Genomic DNA, 16,654 nt, shown 5'->3' on the forward strand with positions numbered 1-16,654 from the left:
ACCAGCCGTGATGGCCGGTTCGACGTCGCTTCCGTGGTTCGACGTGCGCGCGGGAGCGCCGCGCCCCGCGCGTCAGCGCGTGGGCAGGTCCCGCTCCGGGTGCCCCACGTAGAGCTGCTGCGGGCGACCGATCTTGTTCAGCGGGTCGTTGTTGAGCTCGCGCCACTGGGCGATCCACCCCGGCAGGCGCCCGATCGCGAACAGCACCGTGAACATCCGCGGCGGGAAGCCCATCGCCCGGTAGATGATGCCCGTGTAGAAGTCGACGTTCGGGTAGAGCTTGCGGCTGACGAAGTACTCGTCCTCGAGCGCGATCTGCTCGAGCTCCATCGCGATGTCGAGCAGGTCGTCCTGCACCCCGAGCGACTCGAGCACTTCGTGCGCGGACTCCTTCACGAGCTTCGCGCGCGGGTCGTAGTTCTTGTACACGCGGTGCCCGAAGCCCATGAGCTTCACGCCGCGCTCCTTGTTCTTCACGCGCTCGACGAACCGCGACACCGGCTCGCCCGAGTCCTTGATCTGCTGGAGCATCTCGAGCACGGCCTCGTTCGCACCGCCGTGCAGCGGGCCGTACAGCGCGTTGATGCCCGCGGAGATCGACGCGAACATGTTCGCCTTGGTCGAGCCGACGAGCCGCACGGTCGAGGTCGACGCGTTCTGCTCGTGGTCCTCGTGCAGGATCAGCAGCCGCTCGAGCGCCTTCGACAGCACCGGGTTCGGCTCGTACGGCTCGGCCATCGTGCCGAAGTTCAGCCGCAGGAAGTTGTCGACGAACGACAGCTTGTTGTCCGGGTACAGGAACGCCTGCCCGATCGCCTTCTTGTGCGCGTACGCGGCGATGACCGGGAGCTTGGCGAGGAGCCGGACCGTCTGCAGCTCGACCTTCTCCGGGTCGTCGACGTCCATGTCGTCCTCGTAGTAGGTCGACAGGGCGCTCACGGCACTCGACAGGACGGACATCGGGTGCGCCGAGTGCGGCAGCGCGTCGAACAGGCGACGGAGGTCCTCGTGCAGCAGGGTGTGCCGGCGGATGCGGGCGTCGAAGCCCTCGAGCTCCTCGGCGGTGGGGAGCTCGCCGTAGATGAGGAGCCAGGCGACCTCGAGGTAGGTGCAGCCCGATGCGACCTGGTCGATCGGGTACCCGCGGTAGCGGAGGATGCCCTGGTCGCCGTCGATGTACGTGATGGCGCTCTTGGTCGCGCCGGTGTTCACGAAGCCGTAGTCGAGCGTGTTCAGCCCGGTCTGCTTCTTCAACGACGAGATGTCGATCGCGGACGCGCCGTCGACGCTCGGCAGGATCGGGAACTCCGCCGTGCCGCCCGGGAACGTCAGCGTCGCGGTCTCGGTGGACTCGGCGGCGGCAGGGCTCACGGGAACGGGCGTGGTGGGCGGTGTGGCCGTCTTCTGAGCGTCGTTGGCAGTGTCAGTCACGACCACAGCCTAACTGCGCCGCCTGTCGGTCGTGCACCACCGGACGACCGGGATTTGGTGGGAACCGCGGATTGTGCACGCGGCGCAGCCCGGTCGCGTGGCACGTCGCGGCCGGGAGGCACGGCGCACCCCCGTCAGGAGGCCGCCAGCCGCCGTCCGCTCGCCAGACGCTGCGCGGCCGCCGCGATCCGGTCGTCGGTCGCGGTGACCGCCACCCGCACGTGCTCCGCACCAGCGGGCCCGTAGAAGGTGCCCGGCGCGACGAGGATGCCGCGGTCCGCGAGCCACCCGACGGTGTCGAGCGCGGGCTCACCGCGGGTCGCCCAGAGGTAGAGCCCGGCGTCGCTGTGGTCGATCCGGAAGCCCGCGCCTTCGAGTGCCCGTCGGAGCATGTTCCGACGAGCGCGGTACCGGGCCTTCTGCTGCTGCACGTGGGCGTCGTCGGCGAGGGCGACGATCATCGCGTCCTGCACGGGCAGCGGCGGCATCATGCCGGTGTGCTTGCGGACTGCCAGGACCTCGGCCAGGATCGCGGCGTCGCCCGCCACGAACGCTGCGCGGTAGCCGGCGAGGTTCGACTGCTTCGACAGCGAGTAGACGCTGAGGATCCCGTCGACGCGATCACCGACGACCCGCGGATCGAGGATCGACGGCGTCGGAGCGGTGTCGTACGGCGGCTCCCAGCCGAGCTCGGCGTAGCACTCGTCACCGACGATGACCGCACCGAGCTCCCGCGCACGCTCGACGGCGGCACGGAGCTGCTCGACGTCCAGCACGCGCCCGTCGGGGTTGCCGGGCGAGTTGAGCCAGACGAGCTTCGTCGTCTCCGGCCAGGCCGCGGGGTCGTCCGCTGCCAGCGCCTCGGCTCGGACGAGCGCGGCGCCGAGCTCGTAGGTCGGGTACGCGGCCTCGGGGAACACCACGGTGTCGCCCGGACCGATGCCGAGCCAGAGCGCGAGCCCGGCGATGAACTCCTTCGAGCCGATCGTCGGCAGCACCTGGTCGGGGGTGAGCGTCACGCCCTGCCGCCTGCCGTACCACTCGGCGATGGCCTCGCGGAGGGCCGGCGTGCCGGCGACCTGCGGGTAGGCGTGGGCGTCCGTCGCCTGCGCCAGCGCCGCGCGCACGACCTCGGGGGTCGGGTCGACGGGCGAGCCGACGCTGAGGTCGACGATGCCGCCCTCGTACGCCGCTGCACGCTGCTTGAAGGGGACGAGCTGGTCCCAGGGGAAGTCGGGGAGGTCGAGCGCCACGTGTCGGTCCGGACTCGGTGCTGCCGGGTCAGCCGCGGGGCGGCTCGGCCATGACGACCGGGTGGTCCTTGTGGATCACGCCGACCTTCGCGGCACCGCCGGGCGACCCGACCTCCTCGAAGAACTCGACATTGGCCTTGTAGTAGTCGGCCCACTCCTCGGGGAGGTCGTCCTCGTAGTAGATCGCCTCGACCGGGCAGACCGGCTCGCACGCACCGCAGTCGACGCACTCGTCGGGGTGGATGTACAGCGACCGGTCACCCTCGTAGATGCAGTCGACCGGGCATTCGTCGATGCAGGCGCGGTCCTTGACGTCGACACAGGGTTGAGCGATCACGTAGGTCACGGTGCGGGTGCTCCCTTCGGACTGAGCGAACCCGAGTCTACTCGCGGGCCGCGGAGGAGCCTGACCGCGACGGCACCGGTGCCCGCCGTCACCGCGCTAGGACGCCGAACGCTCGTCCGCCCGTGCGGCGGCGGCTCGGGCACGCAGCCCGGACAGGTCGGGCCAGGCGAGGGTGAACGCGGTGATCGCCGCCGGCGCGAACGTCCACACGTACCCGGCCACGTTCGCGAGCACGAGCGGCGAGGACTGCCCGCCGACGCTCGACAGCACCTGCGTGGCGACGATGATCGCGATGCCGACGGTGGCGACCATCGCGCGCGAGCGGTACAGCAGGCGCAGCCCGACGACCAGACCGAGCACGATCAGGGTCGTCAGCACCATGCCGACCGGGAACCCGCCGAGGGTCTGCTGGTGGGTGACGGTGCCCAGTCCGCCCACGACGAGCCCGGCGACCGCGGCGACGACGAGGGCCGTGACCTTGCCCTGACCGGAGAGCTCGGCGAAGGTCTCGGGTGCCCGCGGCACCGGGTCGGCGTCGTGCCGGAACGCCTCGACGGCGGGGGCGGCCTGCCGGACACCGTGCGGCATCACCCAGGTCAGGCGCTGCGGGTCGGCGGGGTCGACCGGGTCGACGGTCACCTGCGACCGGTACTGCTCGACGGCCGCGCGCACCTTCTCCCGGACCGGCACGACGTCGACGGTCAGGTCGACCTCGGGCGCGTCGGGATCGACGATCATCGAGAACGGCACTTCCTCGGCCCGCGCGGCGTACCGGGCGGCGTGGTGCACCCGGACGTGGTCGGGGTGCCCGTAGCCGCCGTCGTCCGCGTAGCTCACGACCGCGTCGGCGCCGGTCGAGCGGATCGCTGCACGCAGGTCGTCGACGACCTCGCCCAGGTCGGCCGCGGTGAGCGAGTCGGCAGGGGCGTCGTCGGCAGCCGTCGCGCGGCCGTCCGGTCCCCACTGCATGCCGGAGTCCGTGTAGCGTCGCTCGGGCAGGTCGGTCGGTCGTGCGCCCCTGCCACCGAGCCACAGGTGCGCCGGACCGCCGAGCGCCGCCAGGGCCGCGGCGATCTCCGTCTCGCGGTGCGCGGCCACGCGCGGTCCGTCGCCGGCGAGCGGCGCGAGCGCCTCCGTCAGCATCTCCCCGCGCTCACCCCGCGTCGCGGTCAGCACCGTCACCTCGGCTCCGAGCTCGAGCAGGGTGGCGATGGTCCCACCGGACGACAGGGTCTCGTCGTCGGGGTGGGCGTGCACGAACAGGACGCGCTCGGGACGCGTTGCGGGGGCCTTGGACATCGCGACCAAGGGTACTTCGCTACCGGGGCGTGACGATGTACGTCGCGGTGACGCCGTCCTTCGTCTCGGAGACGGTGAGCACCACGCGGTGGGCGTCGCTGCGGAACAACCCGAAGGCGCTCGACGAGTCGGCACGCTTCGCGGACTCGGTGTAGCCCGCCGCCGCGAGCTGCTCGGTGGCTGCCTGGAAGGCGTCGACCGAGGTCACCCGGACCTGCACCACCCAGCCGGAGCCGTTCGGCCCCGCTCCGCCACCGAGCACGGTGCCGTCGACCAGTGGGACGTCGGTGGTCGGGAAGCCGTCCGGCACCTTGCCGTCGCTCGTGACGCCCGTGCCCTCGAGGGCGGTGTCGAGCGCGCCGTCGATGCCGCCCGCGACCGAGGCCATGCCGTCCTGGATCGCCTTGCCGTCGATGCCCTGCACCGTCTCGGTCACGTTCGACGCGACCGACGAGCCGAGGTCCGTCGCCTGACGGACAGCGTCGGTCGAGCAGCCGGTCAGGCCGGCGAGGGCGATGCCCGCCGTGACGGCGGCGATCAGGGTCCGGGTCGTGCGCATGCGGACACCCTAGGTGGGCTGCCGGGAGGCGCGGCGTGCGTTCGCTGGGAAACCTCCCGCCCCGCCGCGCCGCACCTCCCCCGCGAAACGCAACGTCGGCGGTTGCTCGCAGCGCTGTGCCGCTGCGCAGTGCCGCCGACGTTGCGTCGTGCGGAGGGGGGCCGCCCGTCAGGCCAGGTGGGCGCGGGTGGCAGCCGTCAGGGCGTCGACCCCGACGGGGATCGCCGTCTCGGCCTGCGGCGCGTAGAACGGCGAGTGGTTGCTCGGGATGTCCTCGCCGCGACGGAAGAGCTCGGGGTCGGTGATGCCGGTGAACCAGTACACGAGCGGCACCCCCGCCGCGGTGGCCAGCTGACCGACGTCCTCGGACGCCATCGCGAGGCCGATCTCCAGGTCGCGGGCGTCCGGCACGGCACCACGGAGCGCGTCGAGCACCCGTGCCGCGGCCTCGGCGTCGTTCACCGTGACCTCGGCACCCGGGGCACGCTCGATCGTCGGCGCGTCGAGGCCACCAGCCTCGCTCTCGGCCTGCACGATGCGCTCGATCGACGCGATGATCCGCTCGCGGGTCTCCTCGTTGCGCGCACGGGTCGAGATCTCGATGACGGCCTGGTCCGGGATGATGTTCGGGCGGGTCCCGGCGTGGAAGCTGCCGACGGTGACGACGCCGGCATCGGAGGGCGAGACCTCGCGCGAGACGACGGTCTGCAGCCGCACGACGGCGCTCGCGGCGGTGACGATCGGGTCGAGCGAGGCCTGCGGCGCCGACCCGTGCGCGCCACGGCCGTTGAACGTCACGGTGAGACGGTCGCTCGAGGCCATCACCGGGCCGGAGCCGACCGCGACGATGCCGACCGGAGCGGGGGCCGAGTGCTGCCCGAGCACGACGTCCGGCTTCGGGAAGCGCTCGACCAGGCCGTCCTCGATCATCGCGCGGGCGCCCGAGATGACTTCCTCGGCCGGTTGGAACACGGCGACGACGGTGCCGTGCCACGCATCGCGCGTGCCGACGAGGCGCTCGAGCGTGCCGAGCAGCCACGTCACGTGGATGTCGTGCCCGCAGGCGTGCATCGTCGGGACCTCGGTGCCCTCGTCGTCACGACCGGTGTGGCTGCTCGCGTACGGCAGGCCGGTGCGCTCCTGCACGGGCAGCCCGTCCATGTCGGCTCGGAGCCACACGACCGGGCCGTCGCCGTTCGACAGGACGCCCACGACACCCGTGCCGCCGACGCCCGTGGTGACCTCGATCCCGCCGATCTCGGCGAGCCGGTCGGCGACGACACCGGCGGTGCGGTGCTCCTGGAAGCCGAGCTCCGGGTGGGCATGCAGGTCCTGGTACAGCGAGAGCAGATCGAGTGTCACGCGCTCCACCGTATCCCCGAACCCGGGGAGCGCAGACGCCGACGGCCCGGCCACATCGACGAGGTGACCGGGCCGTCGGACGGAGGCCGGGCCTCCAGGCTGGTCCTGCCTACGCGTCCTGACGCTTCAGACGGGCGTACGCACGCTGGCGGGCCTGGGCGTCGAGCTCGACCTTCCGGATGCGGACGTGGTCGGGGGTGACCTCGACGCACTCGTCCTCGCGCGCGAACTCCAGGCACTCCTCGAGGGAGAGCTGGCGCGACGGCGTCATCGACTCGAAGGAGTCGGCGTTCGCCGAACGCATGTTCGTGAGCTTCTTCTCCTTCGTGATGTTCACGTCCATGTCGTCGGCGCGCGAGTTCTCGCCGATGACCATGCCCTCGTAGACCTCCTCCGTCGGGTTGACGAAGAACGTCATGCGCTCCTGCAGGTTCGTGATGGCGAACGGCGTGACGACACCGGCGCGGTCGGAGACGATCGAGCCGTTGATGCGGGTCTGGATCGGGCCGGCCCACTCGTCGTAGCCGTGCGAGATCGCGTTCGCGATGCCGGTGCCGCGGGTCTCGGTCAGGAAGGACGTGCGGAAGCCGATGAGCCCGCGCGACGGCACGATGAACTCCATGCGGATCCAGCCGGTGCCGTGGTTCGTCATGTTCTCCATGCGACCCTTGCGCGCGGCCATGAGCTGCGTGATCGCGCCGAGGTGCTCCTCCGGCGTGTCGATCGTCATGTGCTCGTAGGGCTCGAGGAGCTTGCCGTTCTCGTCACGCTTCGTGACGACCTGCGGCTTGCCGACGGTGAGCTCGAAGCCCTCGCGGCGCATCTGCTCGACCAGGATGGCGAGCGCCAGCTCACCGCGGCCCTGGACCTCCCAGGTGTCCGGGCGGCCGATGTCCTGCACCTTGAGCGAGACGTTGCCGATGAGCTCGCGGTCGAGGCGGTCCTTGACCATGCGGGCGGTGAGCTTGTGGCCCTTGACCTTGCCGACCAACGGCGAGGTGTTCGTGCCGATGGTCATCGAGATCGCCGGGTCGTCGACCGTGATGGTCGGCAGCGGACGGACGTCCTCGGGGTCGGACAGCGTCTCACCGATGGTGATCGTGTCGAAGCCGGCGACGGCGACGATGTCGCCGGGGCCCGCGGACTCGGCCGGGTAGCGGTCGAGCGCCTTCGTGATGAGCAGCTCGGTGATGCGGGCGTTCGCGACGGTGCCGTCGTGCTTCACCCAGGCCACGGTCTGGCCCTTCTTCATCGTGCCGTGGAAGATGCGGAGCAGCGCGAGGCGACCGAGGAACGGCGAGGCGTCGAGGTTCGTGACGTGCGCCTGCAGCGGGTGCTCGTCGTCGTACTTCGGCGCGGGGACGTGCTGCAGGATCGCCTCGAACAGCGGCTCGAGGTCGTCGTTGTCGGGCAGCGAGCCGTCCTCGGGCTTGTTGCGCGACGCGGCACCGGCACGGCCGGACGCGTAGACGACGGGCACGTCGAGGATCGCGTCGAGGTCGAGGTCGTCGACCTCGTCCGCCAGGTCGGACGCCAGGCCGAGGAGCAGGTCCTGCGACTCGGAGACGACCTCGTCGATGCGGGAGTCCGGGCGGTCCGTCTTGTTGACGAGCAGGATCACCGGGAGCTTGGCGGCGAGCGCCTTGCGGAGCACGAAACGGGTCTGGGGCAGCGGGCCCTCGGACGCGTCGACGAGCAGGACGACACCGTCGACCATGGAGAGGCCGCGCTCGACCTCGCCACCGAAGTCGGCGTGGCCGGGGGTGTCGATCACGTTGATCGTGATGCGACCGCCCGGGTTGAACTCCTCGGCGTGCTTCCCGTTGTAGAGCACCGAGGTGTTCTTCGCGAGGATGGTGATGCCCTTCTCGCGCTCGAGGTCGTTCGAGTCCATCATCCGGTCTTCGCCCTCGAAGTGGGCGTCGAACGAGTTGGTCTGCGTGAGCATCGCGTCGACGAGGGTGGTCTTGCCGTGGTCGACGTGTGCCACGATGGCGACGTTGCGCAGGTCGGACCGGGTGGCGAGCGCCATACAGGACATCCTTCAAGTGTTCGGAGAAGATCGGGCGGCCGGTCGTCGTGGACACATGGCACCCGCGGGCAGAACGCCCGACACGCCAGTCTACCGGTAGTTCGCAACCCTGAGGAGTACAGCGCATGAGCCGACGGCGAACGTGGATCGAGATCACGATCGTCCTCATGCTCTCGCTGGGCGGCAGCGCGCTGTACTCGGTGCTGCAGATCATCGACGACCTGTCGCAGACGACCCCGCTCGGGCAGCAGTCGACGGCACTCAACACCTCGACCACGACCGTGCAGTACGTCGACCTCGCCCGGCAGCTCGTCGGCATCGCCGTCGACCTGGCCCCGGTCGCGCTGGTCTGCTACCTCCTCTGGAGCGCCCGCCGCCCGCACCTGCACCGACTCGGGATCGACCGGTTCCGGGTGCGGCCGGACCTCGGCGGCGCGGCGCTCATCGCACTCGGCATCGGCATTCCGGGCCTCGCCCTGTACTTCACGGGACGGGCGCTCGGCTTCACGGTGGACGTGGACCCAGCGGCGCTCGACTCCTACTGGTGGACGATCCCCGTCCTGCTGCTCTCGGCCGTCCGGTCCGGGCTGCAGGAGGAGGTCATCGTCATCGGGTACCTGTACGAGCGGCTCGGCGGCCTCGGCTGGGGGCGGTGGCAGGTGATCCTCTCCACCGCGGTGCTGCGCGGGAGCTACCACCTGTACCAGGGGTTCGGGGCGTTCGTGGGGAACGCGGTGATGGGCGTCGTGTTCGGGTGGATCTACACGAAGTGGGGACGACTGCTCCCGCTCGTGATCACGCACTGCCTGCTCGACGCGGTGGTGTTCGTGGGCTACCCGTTCGTGGCGCACACGTTCCCGGAGCTGTTCCGCTGAGGACTCGCCAGACGAACGGCGCGCGACGATGGTGCAGATGACGTCGGGTCCGTGGCTGCGACCCGACAGTGACTGCTCCATCGATGCGGCGGTCGTGAGCGGGTGACGGACGGGAGGCGCGGTGCCAGCTGGCACCGCGCCTCCCGTCCGTCGATGGGTCGCGTCTCAGGCGACCAGCTGCGGCACCTGCTCCGGGTAGTGGCACGCCGCGCGGTGGTCGACGTCCTCGCCGCGGCGCGGCGCCTTGTCGGGGACCTCGTCGCGGCACCGCGCCTGCTGCGCCTCGGGCAGCATCGCGTAGAGCGGGCAGCGCGAGCGGAACCGGCAGCCCGTCGGGCGCTCGGTCGGGCTGGGCGGGTCCCCCGGCAGCAGGATCGTCCGGCGTGCCCGCTCGATCACCGGGTCGGGTACCGGCACCGCCGACATGAGCGCGGCCGTGTAGGGGTGCATGGGTCGCTCGAAGACCTCGTCGACCGCACCCTCCTCCACGGTCCGGCCGAGGTACATCACGCTCACCCGGTCGGCGACGTGCCGGATCACCGACAGGTCGTGCGAGACGAACAGGTACGACAGCCCGAGACGGGCCTTGAGCTCGGCGAGCAGGTTCAGCACGCCCGCCTGGATCGACACGTCGAGCGCGGAGACGGGCTCGTCGAGGACGATCAGCTCCGGCTCGGTCGCCAGGGCACGGGCGATCGAGATGCGCTGCCGCTGCCCACCGGAGAACTCGTGCGGGTAGCGGTCGGCCTCGGTGGCACGGAGCCCGACCAGGCCGAGCAGTTCCGGCACCCGCTCGGCGATGCGGTCCGACGAGGCACCGATCGCCCGCAGGGGTTCCGCGACGACGTCGTAGACGGACATGCGCGGGTCGAGGCTCGCGGCCGGGTCCTGGAACACCATCGAGATGCGCTGGCGCAGCTGCTTCGACGCGGTCACCGGCTGCCCGAAGAGCTCGACCGTGCCGTGCTCGGGCCGCTCGAGGTCCATCAGCTGGTGCAGCGTCGTCGACTTGCCCGAGCCGGACTCCCCCACGAGGCCGAGGGTCTCGCCGGTCCGGATGTCGAGGTCGACCCCGTCCACCGCGTAGACCTCGCCGACCTTCCGCTTGAAGACCGCACCCTTGAGCAGCGGGAACGTCTTCGTGAGCCCCTCGACCTGCACCACCGGCTCGCGACCGGCGCGGGCGGCGGGCGCCTCGGCGACGGGCGCTCCGGCGGGGACGTCGGGCAGGCGGAAGATCGCGCCGGCGTCGGCGTGCGCCTCGGCGACCTCCTCGTAGCGGTGGCAGGCGACGGCGTGCGGCACCGCAGTGTCGACCGGTTCCTCGCCGGGGACGCCCGCGGCGACGTCCACCGCGGCGAGCGGCGGCTCCGACCCGCGGCACACGGCGGCGGCGAGCGGGCAGCGGTCCGCGAACGGGCAGGCGTCCGGCAGGGCGATGAGCGACGGCGGCGACCCGGGGATCGGCACGAGGGGCTCGCCACTCGACTCGTCGAGCCGGGGCAGCGCGCCGATGAGGCCGATCGTGTACGGCATCCGCGGACGGGCGAACAGTTCCTCGGCGCTCGCGGTCTCGACGATCCGGCCGGCGTACATCACCGCGATGCGGTCGGCGATCCCGGCGATCACACCGAGGTCGTGGCTGACGAAGACCAGGGCGGCCCCCGTCTCGCGCTGCGCGGTGCGGAGCACGTCGATGATCTGCGCCTGGATCGTGACGTCGAGGGCGGTCGTCGGCTCGTCCGCCAGGATGACGTCCGGGTCGTTCGCCATGGCCATCGCGATCATCGCGCGTTGCCGCATGCCGCCGGAGAACTCGTGGGGGAAGGCGTCGACGCGCTGCTCGGCCTGCGGGATGCCGACGAGCTCCAGCAGCTCGATCGCGCGCGCACGGGCCTCCTGCTTCGAGGCACCGCGGTGCACGCGGACCGTCTCCGCGATCTGCTCGCCGATCGTGTAGACGGGCGTGAAGGCGGACAGCGGGTCCTGGAAGACCATCGCCACCTTCGCGCCGCGTAGCTTGCTCATCTGCTTGTCGCTGCGGCCGAGGAGCTCCTCGCCCTCGAGCTGGATCGAGCCCGTGACCTTCGTCGTCTCCGGCAGCAGACCGAGGATGGCCATGCTCGTGACCGACTTGCCCGAACCGGACTCGCCGACGATGCCGAGGACCTCTCCCCGACGGAGCTCGAGGTCGACCCCGCGCACCGCGTGCACGACGCCGCGGGGGGTCGGGAAGCGGACGTCGAGGTCGCGGACCCGCAGGACCGGTGCGTCGGTCGCGACGCTCCCGGTGGCGCGCCCGGTGCTGGTGCTGCCGGTGCTGAGGCTGCCGTTGCTGGTGCTGTGTTCGGTGCTCATGCGCCGGCCCCCGCCTGGGTGGTGATCGTCGCCGCGTCGACCGCGGCCTGGTCCTGGTCGCGCTTGCGGCCCGTGCGCTTCTGCTTCTTGCCCGTCGACGACGTCGGGTCGAGGGCGTCCCGCAGCCCGTCGCCGAGCAGGTTCGCCGCGATCGCGAAGACCACGAGCGCGCCCGCCGCGAAGTAGAACAGCCAGGGGCTGGTGAGCGCCGCGTCCTGGTTCTGCGCGATCAGCGTGCCGAGCGAGACGTCCGGCGGCTGCACGCCGAAGCCGAAGTAGCTCAGGCTCGTCTCGGACAGCACCGCGGCACCGACCTGGATCGTGCCGTCGATGATGAGGAACGACGCCACGTTCGGCAGGATGTGCCGGACGATGATCCGGAACGGTCCGATGCCCATGTAGCGCGCGGCCCGGACGAACTCGCGCTCCTTCACCGAGAGCGTCATCGAGCGCACGACCCGCGCGGTGATCATCCACCCGAAGCCCGCGATGAGGGCGACGAGGACGATCCAGCCCGAGTCCTGGATGCGCGGGCTGATGATCGCGATGATGAGGAACGACGGCAGCACGAGCAGCATGTCGACGAAGAACATCACGATGCGGTCGACCCAGCCGCCGAAGTACCCCGCGGCGGCGCCGGTCAGGGCGGCGATCGCCGTCGAGAACACCGCGACGAGCAGGCCGATGAGCAGGCTCTTCTGCATGCCGCGTGCGGTCTGGGCGAAGACGTCCTGCCCGATGCCGTTCGTGCCGAACCAGTGGGCGGCGCTCGGCGGCTGCGTGAAGGCCGTGTAGTCGATCTGCGAGTAGCTGTAGGGGCTGACCAGCGGGCCGATGAAGGCGAACGCGAAGAGCACGAGGATCAGGACGAGCCCCACCCCGGCCCCGCGGTTCATGAAGGTGCGGACGACGGTCTGCAGGAAGCGGTTGCGCTGCTTCCCGCCGGGCTTGGGGCTGCCGGGCAGCGGCGCGTCCGCGCGCGCCAGGGTGGCGCCGTCGACGGGCTCGATCCGGGTGTCGGTCATGTCAGCTCCTCCGCACGCGGGGATCGAGGACGGCGGTGAGGGTGTCCGCGAGGAAGCCCGCGATGAGCACCATCACCGACGCGAACAGCGAGTACGCCGTCACCGCGTTGACGTCGTTGTTGTTCACCGAGTCGATGAACCACGCGCCGAGGCCGTTCCAGCCGAAGATCTTCTCGGTGAAGATCGCGCCGGTGAGGATGCCGAGGAACCCGTAGGCGAACAACGTGGTCATCGGCAGGAGCGCCGTGCGGAGGCCGTGCTTGAACGTCGCCTGCCGCCGGGTGAGGCCCTTCGCCCGCGCGGTGCGCAGGAAGTCCGAGCCGAGGACGTCGAGCATGGTCGCACGCTGGTACCGACTGTAGATCGCGATGAGGCCGAGGGCGATCGAGATCGTCGGCAGCAGCAGGTGCACGCCGCGGTCGAGGAACAGGTCGAGCCAGCTCCCGGTGAGCCCCGGGGTCGCCTCGCCGGTGAAGTTGATCAGCTGCGTGCCGGTGTCCTGGTTGAGCTTCGTCGCCCCGATCTTCAGGAACACCGCGGTGAGGAACACCGGCGTCGAGATGAGGACGATCGACACGATCGCGCTCACCCGGTCGGAGATCCGGTACTGCCGGATCGCGTTCCAGACGCCGACGAGCACCCCGAGCAGGATGCCGATGACCGTCCCGACCAGGAGCAACCGCAGGCTCACCCCCAACCGCGGCCAGAACTGGTCGGTCACCGGACGGTCCTGGATCGTCCGGCCCATGTCACCGTGCACGACGTCGCCGAGCCAGTGCCCGTAGCGGACCACGATCGGGGTCTTGTCGTTCACCCCGATGTCGTCGAGCTTCCGGTCGATCGTCGCCGCCGGTGGAGCCGGGTTGCGCTCGGCGTAGACGGATCGGGGGCTGAACGTCGCCGAGGCCAGGAAGTACGTCAGCGAGGTGGCGAGGAACACGAGCACGACGTAGTACACGAGTCGACGCGCCAGGAAGCGGGTCATGCGGAACACCATACGACCCGTTTTGTTTCCGGCAGATCACACGCTCGGTCTCGGCGCGTAACGAATTGGCATGTGCAACAGAACGCATCGACTGCCCCCGCCCGAGGGACGTAGGGTGATCCACAACTTCACGAGGGGAAGACCATGAAGCACAGGAAAGTCCTGGCGTTGACGGCGGCACTCGCCGGCTTCGCTCTCGTCGCGACCGGCTGCTCGAGCGGATCCAACGGTGGATCCGGCGGCGGCTCGGACGACTCGGGCAAGAAGACCCTGCCCACCTCGGCCCAGATCAACGAGAAGCCGGTCTCCGACCTGCAGGACGGCGGCACCCTCCGCCTCCCGATCTCGCAGTGGATCACGCAGTGGAACTACAACCAGGTCGACGGCGCCCTGGTCGACGCGGCCACCATCGAGCAGGCGACCATGCCGTTCGTGTACACGATCGACGGCAAGGGCGCGCCGGAGCTCGACACCGACTACGTGTCGAAGGCCGAGGCCACGAGCGACGACCCGCTCACGATCGAGTACACGATCAACCCGAAGGCCAAGTGGAACGACGGCTCGTCGATCACCTGGAAGGACTTCGAGAACGAGTGGAAGGCCCTGAACGGGACCAACGACGAGTACCTCGTCGGCGCCACCACGGGCTACGAGGACATCGAGTCGGTGACGAAGGGCTCGACCGACCAGGACGTCAAGGTCGTCTTCGCGAAGCCGTTCTCGGACTGGAAGTCGCTCTTCAGCCCGCTGTACCCGGCCAGCCAGACCGGCACGCCGCAGGCCTTCAACGAGGCCTACAAGGGCAAGGTGCCGGTCTCCTCCGGACCGTACAAGGTGTCGAAGCTCGACGAGACCGCGCAGACCGTCACGATCGTGCCGGACAGCACCTGGTGGGGCGACAAGCCGAAGCTCGACCAGGTGATCTTCCGCGCGCTGGACGGCAACGCCGACGTGGACGCCTACCTGAACAAGGAGATCGACTCGGTCCTCACCACGACGTCCGAGCGGTTCGACCGCGTCAAGGACGCGAAGGACTCGAAGATCTACGCCTCGACCTCGGCGCAGTACACGCACGTCGACTTCTCGTCCAAGGGCATCCTGAAGGACAAGGAACTGCGACTGGCGATCCAGCACTCGGTCAACCGTGAGGCGCTCGCGCAGGTCATCGGTGGCACGCTGCCCTACAAGCTCGGGACGCTCGACAACCACATCTTCCTGTCGACCGACGACGGCTACCAGTCGAACACCGACCCGAACGCCACGTTCGACGTCGAGAAGGCCAAGAAGATCCTGGACGACGACGGCTGGAAGACCGACGGCACGTACCGCAAGAAGGACGGCAAGACCCTCTCGCTGTCGATCACGATCCCGTCCGGCGCCACCGCGTCGCAGAAGCTCTCCGAGGTCATGCAGCAGCAGCTGAAGGACGTCGGCATCGAGCTGAAGCTCAAGTCGGTCGCCGTCGACGACTTCTTCGAGCAGTACGTCACGCCGGGCAACTACGACATGACGATCTTCGTCTGGGGCGGCACCGGGTTCCACTCGGGCGGCGCGTCGATCTACACCACCGGTGACACCGGCCAGAACTACGGCCGCATCGGCAGCAAGTCGATCGACGAGCTCGTGAAGCAGGCGATCGCAGAGCCGGACACCGACGAGGCGAACGCGCTCTGGAACAAGGTCGACAAGCAGGTCTGGGCGATCGGGCACTCCATGCCGATCACCGCGAAGCCGGCGCTCGTCGCGCAGAACCCGAAGCTCGCCAACTACGGCGCCTTCGCGGGCGCACAGAACATCGACTGGACCAAGGTCGGGTTCACCGAGTAGTCCCTCGTCGGCAGGACGGGCCCGGTCGCACCACGCGACCGGGCCCGTCCGTCGTCTGCGGGTGACCAGGACGAGCCGCGCAGCGCGTCGACGTGTCCCCACGACCGGAGGACTCCTACGGTTGGGTGATGAGCATCCCCGAGCCGGGCGACGACGCGCCCGACTTCACCCTTCCCGGCCTGATCGTCCGGAACGGCGAACGTCTCGACGACGAGTACGCGCTGTCGGCCGCGATCGGACGGCCGCTCGTCCTCGCCTTCTACCCGGGTGACGCCACCCCGGTGTGCACGGCGCAGCTCTGCAGCTACCAGGAGGAGCTCGACGACTTCACGGACCTCGGCGCGATCGTGTGGGGCATCAGCCCGCAGGCGCTCGACTCGCACGAGGACTTCGCCCGCGGCTCCTCGCTCACCTTCCCGCTGCTGAGCGACACCTCGGGCGACGTCATCCGAGCGTACGGCGTCCAGGCCCCGGGGATCGGGCTCCGGCGGTCGGTGTTCGTGATCGACGCCGACGGTGTCGTCCGCTGGCGACACGTCGGACTCGTGGGACTGCGGTTCCCGAAGGCCGAGACCATCCGTGCACAGGTCGAGGCGCTCGTCTGACCCGGTCCGGGTCGGTGTGACCGCTCGTCCCCGTACGATGTCGGGGATGAGCACCGTCGTCGCGCCCCCGATGCGCATCCTCGCCGTCGCCCTGTGGGTGGTCGCGGTCGTCCTGGTGCCGCTCGGCCTGCTGACCGGCGGCTCGCCCTGGCTGACCCCGGTGCCGAGCCTGTTCATCGCGCTCGTCGCGTGGGCCGTGCTGTGGCGTCCGCGCTTCGTCGTCACCGACGAGTCACTGACGATCGTCGACGTCCGACGGACGAGCACCTACCCCTGGCGGCGGGTGCAGGAGGTCCGCGCGAAGTACGGCGTCGAGGTCGTCTCGAGCGAGGGGGTGCGCCGCACCTGGCTCGCCACCCGGCCGACTGCGCGCCTCGCGCTCCACACCGGCAGCGGAGCCGCCCGACGCTCGGTCTCGGTCGCGGAGCTCGCCGCCCAGCTGCGCGAGCACGTCCCGGCTCCGGTGGACCACGACGGTCCGCCACCCGCGACGGTGGTCGCTGCTCCGATCCGCCACCGTGCGCACGGCTGGTCCGTCACCGCGATGATCGTGCTCGGCGTCGCCGCCTCGATGGCGGCGGCGCAGCGCTGAGGCACAGACCGGATCGCTGCTGTCCGCATGCCGGCCGGGAGGCTCGGGGCGGCGCCGCCCCACGCCTCCCGTCCGGCACGTGAACCCGAGATGAGCCGGTGCACG

14 protein-coding genes are annotated in these 16,654 nt (G+C 70.4%); 4 read left to right on the top strand and 10 right to left on the bottom strand.

The window, feature by feature from the left end:
• Positions 1–72 precede the first annotated feature (72 nt).
• From QUG93_RS05400 to typA, 7 genes are all read right to left on the bottom strand, one after another.
• Positions 73–1,371, bottom strand: a complete 1,299-nt coding sequence (locus tag QUG93_RS05400; protein ID WP_289473147.1) for a citrate synthase — start codon at positions 1,369–1,371, stop codon at positions 73–75.
• A gap of 194 nt (positions 1,372–1,565) precedes the next feature.
• A complete protein-coding gene (gene dapC, locus QUG93_RS05405; protein WP_289472787.1) occupies positions 1,566–2,684 on the bottom strand; it encodes a succinyldiaminopimelate transaminase in 1,119 nt (372 codons plus the stop codon).
• Between the two features lie 28 nt (positions 2,685–2,712).
• Positions 2,713–3,030: a ferredoxin gene (gene fdxA, locus QUG93_RS05410; RefSeq protein WP_022908292.1), complete on the bottom strand. Its 318-nt coding sequence runs from the start codon at positions 3,028–3,030 to the stop codon at positions 2,713–2,715.
• A 96-nt stretch (positions 3,031–3,126) separates the two neighbouring features.
• Positions 3,127–4,329: a PIG-L family deacetylase gene (locus QUG93_RS05415; RefSeq protein ID WP_289472790.1), complete on the bottom strand. Its 1,203-nt coding sequence runs from the start codon at positions 4,327–4,329 to the stop codon at positions 3,127–3,129.
• Between the two features lie 19 nt (positions 4,330–4,348).
• The gene (locus tag QUG93_RS05420) at positions 4,349–4,888 is read right to left on the bottom strand and encodes a hypothetical protein (protein WP_289472792.1); all 540 of its coding nucleotides are present in this window, start codon (positions 4,886–4,888) and stop codon (positions 4,349–4,351) included.
• Between the two features lie 168 nt (positions 4,889–5,056).
• Complete coding sequence (locus QUG93_RS05425) at positions 5,057–6,250, bottom strand: amidohydrolase (RefSeq protein WP_289472794.1); 1,194 nt, start codon at positions 6,248–6,250, stop codon at positions 5,057–5,059.
• Between the two features lie 109 nt (positions 6,251–6,359).
• Positions 6,360–8,282: a translational GTPase TypA gene (typA, locus tag QUG93_RS05430; protein WP_058741470.1), complete on the bottom strand. Its 1,923-nt coding sequence runs from the start codon at positions 8,280–8,282 to the stop codon at positions 6,360–6,362.
• 125 nt (positions 8,283–8,407) lie between these two features.
• Between typA and QUG93_RS05435 the strand changes: the two genes are divergently transcribed.
• Positions 8,408–9,157, top strand: coding sequence for a CPBP family intramembrane glutamic endopeptidase (locus QUG93_RS05435; RefSeq protein WP_289472796.1), 750 nt, complete (start codon positions 8,408–8,410; stop codon positions 9,155–9,157).
• 165 nt (positions 9,158–9,322) lie between these two features.
• Here the strand turns inward: QUG93_RS05435 and QUG93_RS05440 are convergent, their stop codons facing one another.
• The 3 genes from QUG93_RS05440 to QUG93_RS05450 are packed head-to-tail and all read right to left on the bottom strand — an operon-like array spanning position 9,323 to position 13,525.
• Positions 9,323–11,515: a dipeptide ABC transporter ATP-binding protein gene (locus tag QUG93_RS05440; protein WP_289472798.1), complete on the bottom strand. Its 2,193-nt coding sequence runs from the start codon at positions 11,513–11,515 to the stop codon at positions 9,323–9,325.
• On the bottom strand, positions 11,512–12,540 hold the full coding sequence (locus QUG93_RS05445; protein WP_289472800.1) for an ABC transporter permease: 1,029 nt from the start codon (positions 12,538–12,540) through the stop codon (positions 11,512–11,514). The genes QUG93_RS05440 and QUG93_RS05445 overlap by 4 nt, the downstream gene beginning before the upstream one ends.
• Before the next feature lies 1 nt (position 12,541).
• On the bottom strand, positions 12,542–13,525 hold the full coding sequence (locus QUG93_RS05450; protein ID WP_289472802.1) for an ABC transporter permease: 984 nt from the start codon (positions 13,523–13,525) through the stop codon (positions 12,542–12,544).
• Between the two features lie 144 nt (positions 13,526–13,669).
• Here QUG93_RS05450 and QUG93_RS05455 point away from each other — a divergent pair, with 144 nt between their 5' ends.
• The 3 genes from QUG93_RS05455 (at position 13,670) to QUG93_RS05465 (ending at position 16,549) form a co-directional block, all read left to right on the top strand.
• Positions 13,670–15,352: an ABC transporter family substrate-binding protein gene (locus QUG93_RS05455; protein ID WP_289472804.1), complete on the top strand. Its 1,683-nt coding sequence runs from the start codon at positions 13,670–13,672 to the stop codon at positions 15,350–15,352.
• A 128-nt stretch (positions 15,353–15,480) separates the two neighbouring features.
• Positions 15,481–15,957 (top strand): peroxiredoxin, encoded by a 477-nt coding sequence (locus QUG93_RS05460; RefSeq protein ID WP_289472806.1) that lies wholly within the window; start codon positions 15,481–15,483, stop codon positions 15,955–15,957.
• A gap of 46 nt (positions 15,958–16,003) precedes the next feature.
• Positions 16,004–16,549 (top strand): PH domain-containing protein, encoded by a 546-nt coding sequence (locus QUG93_RS05465; RefSeq protein WP_289472808.1) that lies wholly within the window; start codon positions 16,004–16,006, stop codon positions 16,547–16,549.
• The last annotated feature ends 105 nt before the right edge of the window (positions 16,550–16,654 follow it).

Source organism: Curtobacterium caseinilyticum, from assembly GCF_030363035.1.
Taxonomy (GTDB): Bacteria; Actinomycetota; Actinomycetes; order Actinomycetales; family Microbacteriaceae; genus Curtobacterium; species Curtobacterium caseinilyticum.